The following is a 14,865-nucleotide window of genomic DNA, read 5'->3' on the forward strand; positions in this document are numbered from 1 at the left end:
CTAATCACTTACAATCATGAAAAACATTAAACTATTTTGGAACTGGATCCAATACAACGAAAGAACCCTAAGAAATTTACAAAACGAAAAACCAAAAATCCAAAAGCTATTTCTATTTTGGCTCGACAAAAACCTGCATTACTATTCCGAAGGACTAGATTGCATAATAATTTTCCCAAAAAGAGACGACAAACCAATACAACTCATAATTTCGGCAAATGGAAATCCCAATTATTTTGAAGATGTCATAACTTTAGTAGATAATGCCCCAAAACTAAAAAACTGGAAATTCATAGCGTTCATCCAACCTTCCGAAGATATAGATGAAATGGAAGCAGGATTAGACGAACCTTACGTTTTCAAAGACATTAATCTAAAAGCTAGCGAAATCAAATTTGAACCGCTACAATATGAAGATTGCAAAAAAATAGACATGATTGTATACCTAAAAAACTACACTGTGCACTGCAATAATAAAAATCTTCTTGAGGTAGTCTACATAATCATTCAGGACATCATTGGTGAAAAAACATTGGCTGAAAACATTAATTTTGTAGAACTAGACCAAATGCCAAATGAGGAAAATATTGATTTAATTTATCTTTATGATTTACAATATTATCTTGATGAGATAAATAAAGAGCAGTGATTAGAAACAAAATTAACATTTTAACAAAAAATTGATATTGATTTGATACAATTTGAGTAAGTTTGTAGCATTATTTTAACACATGAAAAGCATTCACGTCATAATAATTTTGTTTTTTGGTATCTTTTTGATGCCAGCCAATGTTATGGCATGCGGTGGAAAGTCGAAAGAAACATCTTGTAAAAAAGAAGTTGCAGCTAACAAAAAGGAGCATAAAAGTTGTTGTGGTGATGAAAATTCTAAAAACAAGGAAAACAAAGGATGCAAAGGAAATTGTGGACACTCAAAATGTAACTGCTCATTTTCTTGCTCAACTACATCAATAAATTTCACTTCTGAAATCGAATTTAAAAGTTCTAATTATAACTTTTCTCAAATCGAGAAAACCAACTTTTCATATCAATCACCATCAATCTCAGATGGTTTTTATTCCATTTGGCTAATTCCTAAAATAAGCTAAATTCATTTTTTGACAGCCATAAGTGTGTCAAATTCATAGCGTTTTGCTATACAATTCACAACAGTATTAGACTATTTTTTGCATCGTTATTAACGGTGTTGAAAAAATATTTCTTTCACAACTGTTATTTATTCAAATTTATTTTATCAATCTTTCAAGGCATTTCTCCTTGATACTAACATTATTTAAAATGAAAACTTCATTTAAAAAAATAATGATGGTAACTATTATGTTGCTATCAATAACAATCAATGCACAAATTAAAAATGCAAAGACGGAAACATTCAAAGTTTACGGTAATTGCGGAATGTGTAAAACAACCATTGAAAAATCTGGTAATTCAAAAAAAACAGCAAAAGTAGATTGGAACCAGGAAACTCAAATGGCTACAATTACTTATGATACAAAAAAAACAACTTCTGATGAAATCCTTAAAAAAATTGCATTATCAGGATATGATAGTGATAAATTTTTAGCTCCGGACGACGTGTATAATAATCTTCACGGATGTTGTCAATATGACAGAGTAGCAAAAACTCCTGTAAAAGAAGTAAAATCTGAAATGGCGGCTACAGATAATCATTCCAACCATGGCAATCATGAAGCTTTAACAGAAATGAATAATCAAAAAGAAAATCAACTAAAATTAGTTTTTGATAATTATTTCAAGCTTAAAGATGCATTGATAACGTCTGATGGTACAGCAGCTGCTTCCCAATCGTCAGCATTAGTGACGGCAATAAATTCAGTTCAAATGGACAAACTTGAAATGGACGTTCACATGGTTTGGATGAAAGTTGTAAATCTTATCAAAGAAGATGCAGAACACATTGCCGATACAAAAGACATTAAACACCAAAGAGATCATTTCATGTCACTTTCAAAAGACATCTATTCTTTACTAAAAGTATCAAAATACGACACGACTGTTTATTTTCAGTTTTGCCCAATGGCAAACGGCGGCAAAGGTGCTAATTGGTTGAGTAAAGAAAACGAAATCAAAAATCCTTACTATGGTTCAATGATGTTGAGTTGTGGTAAAACTGTAGAAACTATTAAATAAACCTTTGAAACAATTAATTATGAAAAATATATCGATAGTAGCTTCATTTATTGGAGTACTCTTTTTAGCATCTTGCAATAGCAACGATGATAATATGGATATGAACTTAAATGTAGATTATCCAGCAGCTTATATTGTAAATGGTGAAGATGCATCAGTTACAGTAGTTAGATTAAGCAATAACGAAGTAGCCGGAACCATTCCTTTAATGGGAACTGGCTCTGATATGATTATGTGGCCACATCATATTTCATCACACCAAAATCATTTAGCTATAGGCGTTCCGGGAATGGACTTAAGTGCAGGACATTCAGGTTTAAATACTTCTGGAATGAACGGTAAATTATTAGTAATAGATGCGATGAATGGTTCAATTATCAAAAACATAAACCTTCCTTTAATGAACCACAATTCTATTTATTCTCCAAATGGAAATGAAATTTGGGTACCTCAGATGGATGAAATGAACAGTAAAGTTTTGGTTTATGATGCCAATACTAACGCACTTCTAAACACCATTAATGTAGGAATGATGGCTGCGGAGCTAACATTTTCTTCAGATGGTACAAAAGCGTATGTTGCCAATGGTGATGATGACAGTATAACGGTTATAAACACTACTACTAAAGCCATAATCACGACTATTGCGGTTGGTGATAATCCGGTTGGTGCATGGACGGGGAGCAATGGTAAAATGTATGTAGACAACGAAGACGGACAAACTATTTCCGTAATTGATGTAGCAACAAACTCAGTAGATGAAACAATTACTCTGGGTTTTATGCCCGGAATAGCTTCCTATAACGGTCCTAAAAATGAATTATGGGTGTCAGACCCAATGGCTGGAAAAGTGCATTATTGGACTTGGGATGCAGGTATGAGTATGTGGATGCATGGCAATTCATTTAACACTGGTGCTGGTGCACACGCCATTGCCTTTACAACAGACGGCAATACTGCCTACATAACCAATCAAACAGCTAATACCGTTTCTGTTGTAAATACTACTAATCATTCAGTAATAAAAACAATCAATGTGGGAAGAAAACCAAATGGGATTGTTATAAAAATGTAATCATTATTATAAAGACTAAACCTGATTAAACATTAGGTTTAGTCTAACAATAAAAAACAACAAAAATGAAACTTAATATAATCGCGGTTTTACTCCTAACTTTTCCAATGCTGACAAATGCACAAATCAATATTGGTGATAAAATTCCATCAGTTGAGTTAAAGAGCAGTTCAAATGAGCAAATAGATTTAACCAACTTTAAAGGAAAATTTATCCTAATCGATTTTTGGGCTTCTTGGTGTGCACCTTGCCGATTGGGAAACAAAAAGTTAGTAAAACTTCACAACGAATTGAGTGCAAATACAATCGAAATTATTGGAATATCAATCGACACCGATACAAACAAATGGTTAAAAGCGATAGAAAAAGATAAAATCAAATTCACGCAAGTAATAGATCCGAACGGATTTGATGCTAAGGCAGCAGTACTATTCGGAGTAGACGAATTACCTTCCAAATACCTATTTAATCCCGAAGGTATTCTTATTGCAATAAATCCGTCAGAGGAAGAAATAATGAAATTAATAAAATCATAAAAATGAAAAAAGTATATATAATGATAGCATCAATAGTTTTGATGTTTTCAATAAAAAGTAATGCGCAAATTTCAAAAGCAGAAATTAGAGCAACAGGATTAACCTGTTCTATGTGTTCCAATGCCATCAATAAACAGTTAAAAACACTTCCTGAAGTCCTAAATATTGAGACCGATTTGAATACAAATACGTTTACAGTAACGCTAAAAGAAGGAAATACTATCAACCCTAAAGTATTCAAAGAAAAAGTAGAAAAAGCGGGTTTCTTTATTGGTTCACTTATTTTGACGGTTAACCCAGAAATAATAGTAAAAGAGCCTTATGTTATCGTAAATAAAAAAGAGGAAAAACAGAGCCAAGTTCAAATTCAAGTTTTAGACAAAGGATATGTGACCGAAAAGGAATTTAAAAAACTATCCAAATCTTATAAAGATATTGTGACGTACGCAAATGGTAATGAAGACGATTTTCATATTAAAATAGTAAATTAATGAGAACGTTTTTTATTCTAATCGCACTGGTAAGCATTCAAAAAAGTGTAAGTCAGGAATTGTTTCTAATCACTGATCCGGCGAGTAATGTACCAGCTAATTCACTCGGAGTAAATCTTCTTCAATCGCGCTTTAAAGAGGAATATAAATCGGGATATAATTACCATTTGATGCCCGAAGTAACCTATGGAATTAATAAAAATTTGATGGTTCGTGCATCGGCTTTTGTAAGCAATAGAAGCAACAGCTTAGTAACTGAAGGCGGAAGTTTTTATACCAAATACCGTTTCTATTCTAGCGATGATTTAAACAGTCATTTTCGTTTGGCAGCATTTGGAAGATACAGTTTAAACAATGCAGATATTCACCAGGAGCAAATCGAAATTATGGGACACAATACAGGTTTTGAAACAGGAATTGTAGCTACAAAATTGATTAAAAAGTTGGCAATCAGTTCGTCAATTAGTTTTGAAAAGGCATTTGACAACAAACCAAACTATCCGTTTCCGGCTGAGTTAGGAGATAATGCCACAAATTATACGTTGTCATTTGGTAAACTAATGTACCCAAAAAAGTACACTAGTTTCAAGCAAACCAATATCAATTTTATGATTGAATTTGCTGGTCAAACCATCAATGAAAATGGTAAATCCTATATGGATGTTGTACCGGTGATCCAATTTATTTTCAACAGTCAAGCAAGAGTTGATATAGCTTACAGACAAGAATTAATGAGTTCAATGGTTCGTTCGGCACCTAATGGAGTGTACTTCAATTTGTATTATACTTTCTTCGATTTAACAAAATAAAAAGTTTAACAACTAAAAAGTCAAAAACTATGTCTAAAAACATCTTTAAAAATCACACAATACCACTATTAGTGATGCTTGTTTTTAGTTTTCATCCAATTTATGCTCAAGATAAAATAATTGGTATTTGGCAAACTGAAAATAATCTAGCTAAAGTTGAAATATACGAAAACAAGAATTTAATATATGGTAAAATAATAAGTGTTTCTGACCCAAAGAATAATTCTAAAATTGGATTGTTAATTCTTAAGAAATTCAAACCAATTGGCAATACTTATCATGATGGTACAATTGTAGAACCTAACCATAATCATTCTGTAAACGGAACATTAGAGTTAAGTAGAGATGGAAAAAAATTAGTTGTAAAAGGAAAAGCCTTCCTTGGGTTAATATCAAAATCTGAAATATGGACAAAAATTGATTAGCTATGGAAAAGGAAAAATATATTCCAGCTCTTGGCTACGATTTTTTGAGTAAATACTATGATTTTGCTATTAAAATAACTATGCCTGAGAAAAAATTTAGAAATAAGTTAATTGATTTTGTTAACCCCATTGCAAATGAGAAAATACTTGAATTCGGATTTGGTACAGGTCAGAACATTATCATAGCAAAACAAAGAGAAAGTAATTGTAGGATTGAAGGTGTCGATATTGACCCAAAAATCAAGTCAATCGCTACATTTAAACTAAACAAGCTGGAAATGAATGTTCCTCTACATCTGTATGATGGAAATAAATTGCCATTTGAAGACAATTCATTTGATAAAATTTTTAGTTCATTAGTTTTTCATCAATTAGACAGCATCACAAAATTAAAATGTTTAATCGAACTTAAAAGGGTTTTGAAGCCAAACGGTGAGTTAATAATTGGGGATTGGGGTAAAGCAAAAACAAGATGGATGCGGTTCTCCTTTTACGTAGTTCAATTATTAGACGGTTTCAAATCTACCACTGATAATGTAAATGGATTAATTATAAAATACATTGCCGATGCAGGATTTGAAAATGCTCGTGAAGTAGATTTTATCAACACCACAATTGGTACATATTCGTACTACAGAGCCAATAAAAAAATCGATGAGTATTAATGTTTAAAAATTTGACTATGAAAAACATAAACCTTAGTAAGTTATTAATGATTGTTGTTATTATAATAATGCCAACATTAAGTTTGTTTTCTCAAGAAGGATTCAATTCAAAAAAGCCACATAATGGGGTAATTAAAAAGGCAAAAGGATTTCGATTTGAATGTATTACCAAAGAAGGTAAATTATATTTTTTTGTATTTGATAAAAAAATGAATCAATTATCTAACACCGAAATAACGGGAACTGCATCAATAGTATTAACAAATGATGAAACAAAAAAAGTTGAGCTTATAAAATCAGGCTTAGATGGTTTTATAATTAACGAAACAAATGTTACTAATTATTATAGCATGAATGTAACTTTTAAGATTGGAGAAAAATCAATCACAGTAACATTTTATAAAGAGAGGAAAATGGAACATTTTAAAGAAGACAAAACAAAACATTATCACGAGCAAGGTTCACAACACAATTACAAATAAGAAAATAAAACAACCTTTAAATTCAAATAATATGAAAAAATTAATTTTAGTAACAGTAATAATAGCTGCTGTAGTAACTTCATGCAATCAGAAAAGCAAAGAAACAGAATCACAATCAACAGAGGCTTCAACAACTACTAATGAGTTATTTGCTTGTCCAATGCACCCCGAAGTAACGGGGAAAAAAGGAGAAAAATGCACTAAGTGTGGAATGGAATTAACAGAACCGGTTGCACAAACTGAGTCTTCTCACGACCACACGGATGGTACTCATGCACATAAGGATGATGCTTCTTTTCAAACTCAAGAAACTGCAAAGACTTCTTCCTCTGCGTTTTCCACTAATGAGATTATTGACAATTATTTAAAAATCAAAAATGCGCTAACTAAAGATGATGCAAATGCCGCAGCTAAGGCTGGTAAAACTTTGTATAAAACCTTCAATGCTACAAATACAGACAATTTAACGCCAAGTCAGAAAAAAGAATATTTAGACATCGCTGATGATGCCAAAGAACACGCAGAACATATAGGTGACAATGCAGGTAAAATTGACCACCAAAGAGAGCATTTTGCAATATTGAGTAAAGACATTAATGATTTAATTAAACTTTTGGGTTCAAATCAAAAATTATATCAAGACCATTGTCCTATGTACAATGATGGTAAAGGTGCCATTTGGATAAGCGAAACCAAAGAAATAAAAAACCCATTCTATGGATCTCAGATGCTTACTTGCGGTAGTTTGAAAAAAACATTATAAGTATGAAAAGTAAATTTAAAAAAGTAGGCATAGCACTTTTTTTGGTATTGATAGCAATTCAATTCTATCAACCTGCCCTAAATCATAATTCGGAGCAGGATTATACAGACGATTTCCTTGTCACAACTAATGCGCCAAACAATATTTCAAAACTAATACAGGCTTCTTGTTATGATTGCCATAGTAATAACAGCAAGTATCTGTGGTATGATTATATTCAACCCGCCAGAATGTTTGTAGAAACACATATTACTAATGGTAAAAAAGAGTTAAATTTTAATGAGTTTGGCAGTTATTCAAATCGCAAACAACAAAGTAAGTTAGAAGCAATAAGCAAACAAATTATATCCAGTGAAATGCCCTTAAGTTCCTATACGATATTACATCGCGATGCAGTACTTAATGAAACTCAAAAACAAGAAATAATCACCTGGTTTAATTCAATAAAAGAAAACAGCTTATCTAAAAATTAAGGAAGTATGGTAGAAAAACTAATAATATTCTCACTCAGAAACAGAGCAATTGTGCTACTGGTCGCTGCATGTTTATTTGCGTGGGGAATCTATAGCGTGAGACAAAACCCCATTGATGCCATTCCTGATTTATCAGAAAATCAAGTAATTGTTTTCACAGAATGGATGGGCAGAAGTCCACAGGTTATCGAAGCCCAAATAACATATCCCTTGGTTTCCAACTTGCAAGGAATCCCGAAGGTAAAAAACATTCGTGGTGCATCGATGTTTGGGATGAGTTTTGTCTACATAATTTTCGAAGATGATGTTGATGTCTATTGGGCAAGAACTCGGGTTTTAGAAAGACTTAACTACGCACAACGATTATTACCACAAAATGTAGTTCCTTCTTTAGGTCCGGATGGAACAGGTGTTGGTCATATATTTTGGTATCATTTAGAAGCTAACGGAATGGATCTCGGAGAACAAAGAGCATTACAAGATTGGTATGTGAAATTTGCATTGCAAACAGTTCCTGGTGTAGCAGAAGTAGCTTCATTTGGTGGTTTTGAAAAACAATATCAGTTGGTGTTAGATCCATTAAAAATGCAGTACTACAACGTTAGTATGATGGAAGTAATGAATGCTGTAAAGACTAATAACAATGACGTAGGCGGTCGAAAGTTTGAAATGAGTAATATGTCATACATCATTAGAGGTTTAGGGTACATAAAAAACATAAAGGATGTAGAAGACATTGCTATTAAAAATTACAATTCGGTTCCCGTAAAAGTAAAGGACATTGGCTCTGTGCAAATGGGTGGTGACTTACGTCTTGGAATCTTTGATCAAAACGGAACCGGAGAAGTAGTAGGCGGTATAGTGGTAATGCGTTATGGCGAAAATGCAAATGAAGTCATTAAAGCAGTAAAAACAAAGATGAAAGAAGTTGAAAAAGGTTTGCCCGATGGTGTAAAATTTAAAACTTCATATGATAGAAGTGAGTTAATAGAAAAAGCTATTGAATCTGTCAAAGGAACACTTATAGAAGAAATGATAGCGGTTTCACTAGTCATATTAATCTTTTTATTCCATTGGAGAAGTGCTCTTATAATCTTAATACAACTTCCTATATCGGTGGCAATTGGCTTCATACTACTCGAAGCATTTGGTATTTCTTCAAATATTATGTCGTTAACGGGTATTGCACTAGCTATTGGAGTTGTAGTAGATGATGGTATTGTAATGGTCGAAAACGCCTTTAGGACAATCTCAGAGAAGCAGGAAGAAATGGATGGCAACAAATAACATAGTATCATGAGAGACAAAATTAAAAATCTATTTAAAAAGGAGCATGATCCCTTATCGTCTGAAGAGAAATTAAAACTCATCGAGAGCTCATCAAAGTTAGTTGGTCCGGGTGTTTTTTACTCAACACTAATCGTAATAGCCTCTTTTCTACCCGTTTTTTTACTTACTGGTATGGAAGGAAAGTTATTTAGTCCTTTGGCTTGGACAAAATCATTCATTCTTATTGTGGATGCATTTTTGGCAATTACCCTTACACCAGTGCTTATAAGCTTCTTATTAAAAGGTCGGCTTCGTCCCGAAAATAAAAATCCAATCAACAAAAAATTGGAGAATTTTTATACTCCAATTTTGGTTTTTTGCTTAAAATGGAGAAAAACTGTGTTAGGATTTAACATAATTGCTTTACTTATTGGTATAATCATGTTTACTCGATTAGGTTCTGAATTTATGCCTCCTTTAGATGAAGGCTCAGTACTTTTCATGCCTGTCACATTACCCGATGTTTCCAACTCGGAAGTAAAAAGAATATTGCAGGTTCAGGACAAGCTGATAAAGTCAATTCCCGAAGTAGATCATGTTTTAGGAAAAGCAGGTAGAGCAAACACAGCTACAGATAACAGCCCGATAAGCATGATTGAAACCATCATTTTATTAAAACCTCAAAATGAATGGAGAGAAGATAAAACAAAGAATGATATTATCACAGAAATAAACAATAAACTGCAAATTCCTGGAGTAACAAACGGATTTACTCAGCCTATCATTAATAGAATAAATATGCTTTCTACCGGTATTCGAACAGATGTTGGTATTAAAGTTTATGGAGAAAGTCTAGATACCATCAATGCGTTGTCACAAAAAATCAAAAAAGCACTTGAAGGAACTTCAGGTGTCAAAGATTTATATGCAGAGCCAATTACGGGCGGCAGATATATTGATATTGAAGCAAAAAGAGACATGTTGGGAAGATATGGTCTTTCAGTTGACGATATTAATTCTGTGGTGGAAGCCGCTATTGGAGGAATGAAACTTACTACTACAATTGAAGGGCGACAACGCTTCTCTGTAAATGCCAGATATGCACAAGAATATCGAAACAGTATTGAGGCATTAAAAAAATTACAAGTACAAACCATGCAATATGGACCAATTCCTCTCGAAACTGTTGCAGATGTAAAAATAAGCGATGGACCACCTATGATAAATAGTGAAAACGCAATGCTTAGAGGAAGTGTGCTGTTTAATGTTAGAGACCGTGACTTAGGCAGTACTGTGAAAGAGGCTCAAGAAAAATTGAATTCAATGATATCTAAAATGCCTAAAGGATACTACATCGAATGGAGTGGCCAGTGGGAAAATCAATTAAGAGCCAATAAAACGCTGAGCATGATACTACCTATAGTGGTAATTATTATCTTCCTCATTTTATACTTTACATACCACTCGATAAAGGAGGCTTTGATAACAATGATAACAGTACCTTTTGCCTTAATTGGAGGTGTGTTTATGGTTTATTTTTATGGAATAAATTTATCAGTTGCTGTTGCTGTTGGTTTTATTGCACTTTTCGGAATGGCCATTGAAACAGCTATGTTAATGACTATTTATTTGAATGAATCTATGAACAAAATGGTCGAGAAACACGGAAATAGTTCAAAAACAATTACAGAAGACATATTAAAACAATACATCATTGATGGATCAGCCAAAAGATTGCGACCAAAATTAATGACGGTATCTGTTTCTTTATTTGGTCTTATCCCTATACTATGGGCAACTGGTACCGGTGCCGATGTAATGTTGCCTATTACTGTTCCTCTTATCGGAGGAACAATAACTTCCACAATTTATGTATTATTAGTAACTCCTATTGTTTTTGAAATGGTGAAACTTCGCGAATTAAAAACCAATGGTAAAATAGAACTTATAGATGTTAAAGAATAAATACTATACCGTTATAAGCTTTTTGTTTTTAAGCTATACAAATGTCAACGGACAAGTTATGTCCTTGGATAATATTTTGAACACAATCAAAACCGATAATCCGCAGTTAAAAATGTATGATGCCGATATCCAAAGTATGGATGCGGCCGCTAAAGGTGCTAAGAGTTGGATGCCACCTCAAGTGGAAACCGGATTTTTTATGACACCTTATAATACTACAATGTGGAAAGCGGACGAAATGAGTCCGGGCATGGGTAGTTACATGATTGGAGTTTCGCAAATGATTCCCAATGCAAAAAAGCAGAATGCCGAATACAAATATATGAGCGCTATGTCTTCCGTTGAAAAAGAAAACAAAAACTATACTTTAAATCAACTATATGCCATAGCTAAAACAAATTACTATCAATGGCTTACATTAAATAAAAAAATCAAAGTGGCCAATGATAATTTACTCCTCTTAAACTACATGATAAAAAGCATGGAAATAAGGTATCAATACAATATGGATAAGCTTCCTACTTATTACAAAGCAAAATCCCAGTATAACGAATTAGAGAGTATGATAATCATGCTTCAAAACGATATTTCCCAAAAAAGAATTATGCTTAATACTTTGATGTCCCGGGATAAAAATATTGTATTTGAGATTGACGAAACATTCGAATTAAAGGAATATGATGCAATACTATTGGATACTACTTCACTGTCCAAAAAGCGGAGCGATATAAATGCCTTAACAAAAACCATAGAAATAAATCAACTAAGAATTGAAGCTGAAAAATCTAAACTACTGCCCGAGTTTGGAATAAAATATGACCATATGTTCACTTTTGGACAACAACCACAACAATTCTCACTAATGGGTATGATAACTATCCCCATGCCTTGGTCAACAAAAATGAACAAAGCCAACATAAGTAGCTTTCAAGTTAAAAATGAAAGCCTCAATTGGCAAAAAAAAATGATTTTAAATGAAGCCGTTGGAATGATTTCAGGGATGAATACAGAACTTTCTAACCTAAAAAAACAATACATGATTTCCGAAAAAAGTATCATCCCATCATTGCGAAAAAATTATGACACTGCAATACTGGCTTGGCAAAATAACACCGGTGATTTGTTCGTTGCTTTAGATGCTTGGGAAGCCTTGAATATGGCCCAAATGGATATGTTCAACAAATTACAGGCAATTTTTAATACGCAGGTAGAAATCGAAAAACAACTAGAAATTAAGTAGCTATGAATAAGTATGTAAAATATGGTTTAATTTTAAGTGTAGTAGCAGTTATCGGTGCTATTATTTATTTCTTTATCATAAAACCTGAAGATCATGATACAAGTTCACATGAAGATGTTGTATATACCTGCTCAATGCATCCACAAATCATCAGAGACAAGCCTGGAAACTGTCCTATATGTGGCATGACTTTAGTAAAAAAAGCAACTGACAATCATGAAAAAGAGGATCATAATCTTGATAATGTTATTAAACCTACTGATAACTTTATAGTTGGCAAATTTCAAACTACTACAGCAATAGATTCAACACTATACAATGAGATTAATCTTTCGGGAATTGTTGCCTACGACCCGAACTCAGCAGTAAACATTGCTGCAAAAACAAGTGGAAGAATAGAAAAAATGTATATAAATTTCAAATACCAACGCATTACTAAAGGACAAAAATTATTTGATTTATATAGTCCTGAACTGTTAACAGAGCAAGAAAACTTCATTTACTTAATTTCAAATGATAGCGAAAACCATTCAATCATAGAAGCATCTAAACAAAAGCTGTTGCTTTACGGCATGACTAAGAACCAAATAAACGCGCTAATTAATTCCAAAAGGGCTAATCCTAAAATAGCTATCTACAGCCCTTCAAATGGAATTGTTATAGGAACAGAATCAATGGTTACTTCAACAAATTCTGGAATGCAAAGTATGAACAGTAGCACTGAAAAACTTGAACTAAAAGAAGGTAATTATATAAAAAAGGGTGAGGTCATTTTTAAATTGATAAATACAGACAAAATTTGGGGAGTATTAAATATTACACAAGAAAACAGTAGCCTTATCACTGTCAATCAACCGATTAAAATTACTACAGAACTCAATAATAGTGAATCTTTAGATGCTAAAGTTAATTTTATTGAAACACAATTTAATTCAGGCGATAAAACCAATAGAATAAGGGTTTATTTAAATAATACCAGCAAATGGCCGATAGGTTTAAGATTGCAAGGAGTTGTAAAAACAAAGGCAATTAGCGGCGTTTGGGTACAAAAAAATGCAGTGGTAAGTACCGGCAATAAAAAAATCGTTTTTATCAAATTTCAGAATGGTTTTGAAGCAACACCTGTAAAAACAGGATATGAAATGAAAGAGTATATTCAAATCATTACAGGTATTTCAGTAAAAGATACCATTGCGAAAAATGCACAATATTTAATCGATAGCGAAAGCTTTATTAAAACAGAGTAAATATGAAAAAATCAAATAAAATAGGTATCCTTTTATTATTTGTCTTAATACTTATGGCTTGCAATTCCAAAGAGCATCAAGACCATTCGGTGACCGACAAGGAAGACCATTCCCAACATGATAATAATAAAGAAGCCACTTTTTATACATGTTCGATGGATCCTCAAGTGAAAGAAGACAAACCGGGTAAGTGTCCTATCTGCCATATGGAGTTAACACCTGTAAAACGTGATGAGAATGAGGTAAACCAAATAAGTCTGAGTAGGCAACAAATACAACTTGGCAATATTACAACCCAAGTTATCGAGCAAACACAAAATAATGTCGAACAAAATTATACTGGTGTTCTAACATTCAATCAAGAAAAATCCAAAACAATTGCTGCAAAAGCAATGGGTAGAATAGAAAAGTTATATTTCAAATCCACAGGTGATTATATAGCCACAAATCAACCTGTATTTCAATTGTATAGTGAAGATATAGCAATCGCTAAACAAGATTATTACGCTGCATTTAAACAACTGGAGATGCCCGGCGATTTTGGCAAAAACGCAAAAAACATATTGAATTCGGCCAAACAAAAACTCCTCTTTTACGGACTGTCGCATTGTCAAATTGAGCGTATAAAAATCACTAAAGATGTTTCACCTTACACCACGTTCTACAGTACTATAAGTGGTGCAATCTCTGAAATAAGTGCTGTTGAAGGAAGTTATGTTATGGAAGGCGCTCCAATAATTAAAGTGACTGATTTAAGCAAACTTTGGCTTGAAACACAAGTAAATATCAACTATTTCAAAAGCCTCCAAATAGGTCAAAGTGCTACAATAACCTTTGCCGATTTTCCCGATAAAATAATAAATGCTAAAGTAGTATTTATAAATCCCGAAATAAATCCGGAAACAAGATTACTATTGGTTCGATTTGAAATACCTAATCAAAATCTAATCTTAAAACCCGGTATGCAGGGTATTGCAAAACTCATGATTTCCGGTGGCAAAGGCATCTACATTCCCACTGATTCGGTAATTAGGGAAGAAAATGCATCCTACATCTGGGTAGAAAAAAAGCCCGGCGTTTATGAAAATATGATGGTAGAAACAGGGTTAGAAATCAATGGACTAATCGAAATAAAAACTAAAATCGAAAATGGTCAAAAAGTAGTCATAACAGGAGCCTACGCCATCAACAGCGAATATAAATTCCGCAAAGGAAGTAATCCAATGGAAGGGATGAAAATGTAATTTAAATAG

General features: G+C 32.9%; 15 protein-coding genes and 1 pseudogene. All 16 read left to right on the top strand.

What is annotated here, in order from left to right:
* Positions 1 to 16: 16 nt before the first annotated feature.
* Complete coding sequence (locus Q0049_RS05465) at positions 17 to 649, top strand: hypothetical protein (protein WP_298117420.1); 633 nt, start codon at positions 17 to 19, stop codon at positions 647 to 649.
* An 82-nt stretch (positions 650 to 731) separates the two neighbouring features.
* A complete protein-coding gene (locus tag Q0049_RS05470; protein WP_298117422.1) occupies positions 732 to 1,109 on the top strand; it encodes a hypothetical protein in 378 nt (125 codons plus the stop codon).
* A 190-nt stretch (positions 1,110 to 1,299) separates the two neighbouring features.
* Positions 1,300 to 2,172 (top strand): DUF3347 domain-containing protein, encoded by an 873-nt coding sequence (locus Q0049_RS05475; RefSeq protein ID WP_298117424.1) that lies wholly within the window; start codon positions 1,300 to 1,302, stop codon positions 2,170 to 2,172.
* A gap of 19 nt (positions 2,173 to 2,191) precedes the next feature.
* Positions 2,192 to 3,247 (top strand): YncE family protein, encoded by a 1,056-nt coding sequence (locus Q0049_RS05480; RefSeq protein WP_298117426.1) that lies wholly within the window; start codon positions 2,192 to 2,194, stop codon positions 3,245 to 3,247.
* Positions 3,248 to 3,312: 65 nt separating this feature from the next.
* Complete coding sequence (locus tag Q0049_RS05485) at positions 3,313 to 3,783, top strand: TlpA disulfide reductase family protein (RefSeq protein ID WP_298117428.1); 471 nt, start codon at positions 3,313 to 3,315, stop codon at positions 3,781 to 3,783.
* 2 nt (positions 3,784 to 3,785) lie between these two features.
* On the top strand, positions 3,786 to 4,274 hold the full coding sequence (locus tag Q0049_RS05490) for a heavy metal-associated domain-containing protein (RefSeq protein ID WP_298117430.1): 489 nt from the start codon (positions 3,786 to 3,788) through the stop codon (positions 4,272 to 4,274).
* A complete protein-coding gene (locus Q0049_RS05495) occupies positions 4,274 to 5,083 on the top strand; it encodes a hypothetical protein (RefSeq protein WP_298117432.1) in 810 nt (269 codons plus the stop codon). Before Q0049_RS05490 ends, Q0049_RS05495 begins: the two co-directional genes overlap by 1 nt.
* A gap of 29 nt (positions 5,084 to 5,112) precedes the next feature.
* Positions 5,113 to 5,508 carry a DUF2147 domain-containing protein gene (locus Q0049_RS05500; RefSeq protein ID WP_298117433.1) on the top strand — a complete coding sequence of 132 codons (396 nt, stop codon included), beginning with the start codon at positions 5,113 to 5,115 and terminating at the stop codon, positions 5,506 to 5,508.
* 2 nt (positions 5,509 to 5,510) lie between these two features.
* Positions 5,511 to 6,173 carry a class I SAM-dependent methyltransferase gene (locus tag Q0049_RS05505; RefSeq protein ID WP_298117435.1) on the top strand — a complete coding sequence of 221 codons (663 nt, stop codon included), beginning with the start codon at positions 5,511 to 5,513 and terminating at the stop codon, positions 6,171 to 6,173.
* Between the two features lie 17 nt (positions 6,174 to 6,190).
* On the top strand, positions 6,191 to 6,655 hold the full coding sequence (locus Q0049_RS05510) for a hypothetical protein (RefSeq protein ID WP_298117437.1): 465 nt from the start codon (positions 6,191 to 6,193) through the stop codon (positions 6,653 to 6,655).
* Between the two features lie 31 nt (positions 6,656 to 6,686).
* On the top strand, positions 6,687 to 7,418 hold the full coding sequence (locus tag Q0049_RS05515; protein WP_298117439.1) for a DUF3347 domain-containing protein: 732 nt from the start codon (positions 6,687 to 6,689) through the stop codon (positions 7,416 to 7,418).
* Positions 7,419 to 7,420: 2 nt separating this feature from the next.
* On the top strand, positions 7,421 to 7,891 hold the full coding sequence (locus Q0049_RS05520) for a heme-binding domain-containing protein (RefSeq protein WP_298117442.1): 471 nt from the start codon (positions 7,421 to 7,423) through the stop codon (positions 7,889 to 7,891).
* A gap of 6 nt (positions 7,892 to 7,897) precedes the next feature.
* Positions 7,898 to 11,125 (top strand): annotated as a pseudogene (locus Q0049_RS05525) (efflux RND transporter permease subunit).
* Entirely contained in the window at positions 11,112 to 12,365 is a 1,254-nt protein-coding gene (locus tag Q0049_RS05530; RefSeq protein ID WP_298117444.1) for a TolC family protein, read from the top strand. The pseudogene Q0049_RS05525 and the gene Q0049_RS05530 overlap by 14 nt, the downstream one beginning before the upstream one ends.
* A 2-nt stretch (positions 12,366 to 12,367) precedes the next feature.
* Positions 12,368 to 13,612: an efflux RND transporter periplasmic adaptor subunit gene (locus Q0049_RS05535; protein WP_298117447.1), complete on the top strand. Its 1,245-nt coding sequence runs from the start codon at positions 12,368 to 12,370 to the stop codon at positions 13,610 to 13,612.
* A 2-nt stretch (positions 13,613 to 13,614) separates the two neighbouring features.
* Positions 13,615 to 14,856, top strand: coding sequence for an efflux RND transporter periplasmic adaptor subunit (locus Q0049_RS05540; protein ID WP_298117449.1), 1,242 nt, complete (start codon positions 13,615 to 13,617; stop codon positions 14,854 to 14,856).
* The last annotated feature ends 9 nt before the right edge of the window (positions 14,857 to 14,865 follow it).

The organism is Flavobacterium sp. (assembly GCF_027484205.1).
GTDB lineage: Bacteria > Bacteroidota > Bacteroidia > Flavobacteriales > Flavobacteriaceae > Flavobacterium.

Coding starts and splice junctions, on each gene's coding strand:
- Q0049_RS05465 (WP_298117420.1), top strand. CDS start 17: ATGAAAAACATTAAACTATTTTGGAACTGGATCCAATACAACGAAAGA.
- Q0049_RS05470 (WP_298117422.1), top strand. CDS start 732: ATGAAAAGCATTCACGTCATAATAATTTTGTTTTTTGGTATCTTTTTG.
- Q0049_RS05475 (WP_298117424.1), top strand. CDS start 1,300: ATGAAAACTTCATTTAAAAAAATAATGATGGTAACTATTATGTTGCTA.
- Q0049_RS05480 (WP_298117426.1), top strand. CDS start 2,192: ATGAAAAATATATCGATAGTAGCTTCATTTATTGGAGTACTCTTTTTA.
- Q0049_RS05485 (WP_298117428.1), top strand. CDS start 3,313: ATGAAACTTAATATAATCGCGGTTTTACTCCTAACTTTTCCAATGCTG.
- Q0049_RS05490 (WP_298117430.1), top strand. CDS start 3,786: ATGAAAAAAGTATATATAATGATAGCATCAATAGTTTTGATGTTTTCA.
- Q0049_RS05495 (WP_298117432.1), top strand. CDS start 4,274: ATGAGAACGTTTTTTATTCTAATCGCACTGGTAAGCATTCAAAAAAGT.
- Q0049_RS05500 (WP_298117433.1), top strand. CDS start 5,113: ATGTCTAAAAACATCTTTAAAAATCACACAATACCACTATTAGTGATG.
- Q0049_RS05505 (WP_298117435.1), top strand. CDS start 5,511: ATGGAAAAGGAAAAATATATTCCAGCTCTTGGCTACGATTTTTTGAGT.
- Q0049_RS05510 (WP_298117437.1), top strand. CDS start 6,191: ATGAAAAACATAAACCTTAGTAAGTTATTAATGATTGTTGTTATTATA.
- Q0049_RS05515 (WP_298117439.1), top strand. CDS start 6,687: ATGAAAAAATTAATTTTAGTAACAGTAATAATAGCTGCTGTAGTAACT.
- Q0049_RS05520 (WP_298117442.1), top strand. CDS start 7,421: ATGAAAAGTAAATTTAAAAAAGTAGGCATAGCACTTTTTTTGGTATTG.
- Q0049_RS05530 (WP_298117444.1), top strand. CDS start 11,112: ATGTTAAAGAATAAATACTATACCGTTATAAGCTTTTTGTTTTTAAGC.
- Q0049_RS05535 (WP_298117447.1), top strand. CDS start 12,368: ATGAATAAGTATGTAAAATATGGTTTAATTTTAAGTGTAGTAGCAGTT.
- Q0049_RS05540 (WP_298117449.1), top strand. CDS start 13,615: ATGAAAAAATCAAATAAAATAGGTATCCTTTTATTATTTGTCTTAATA.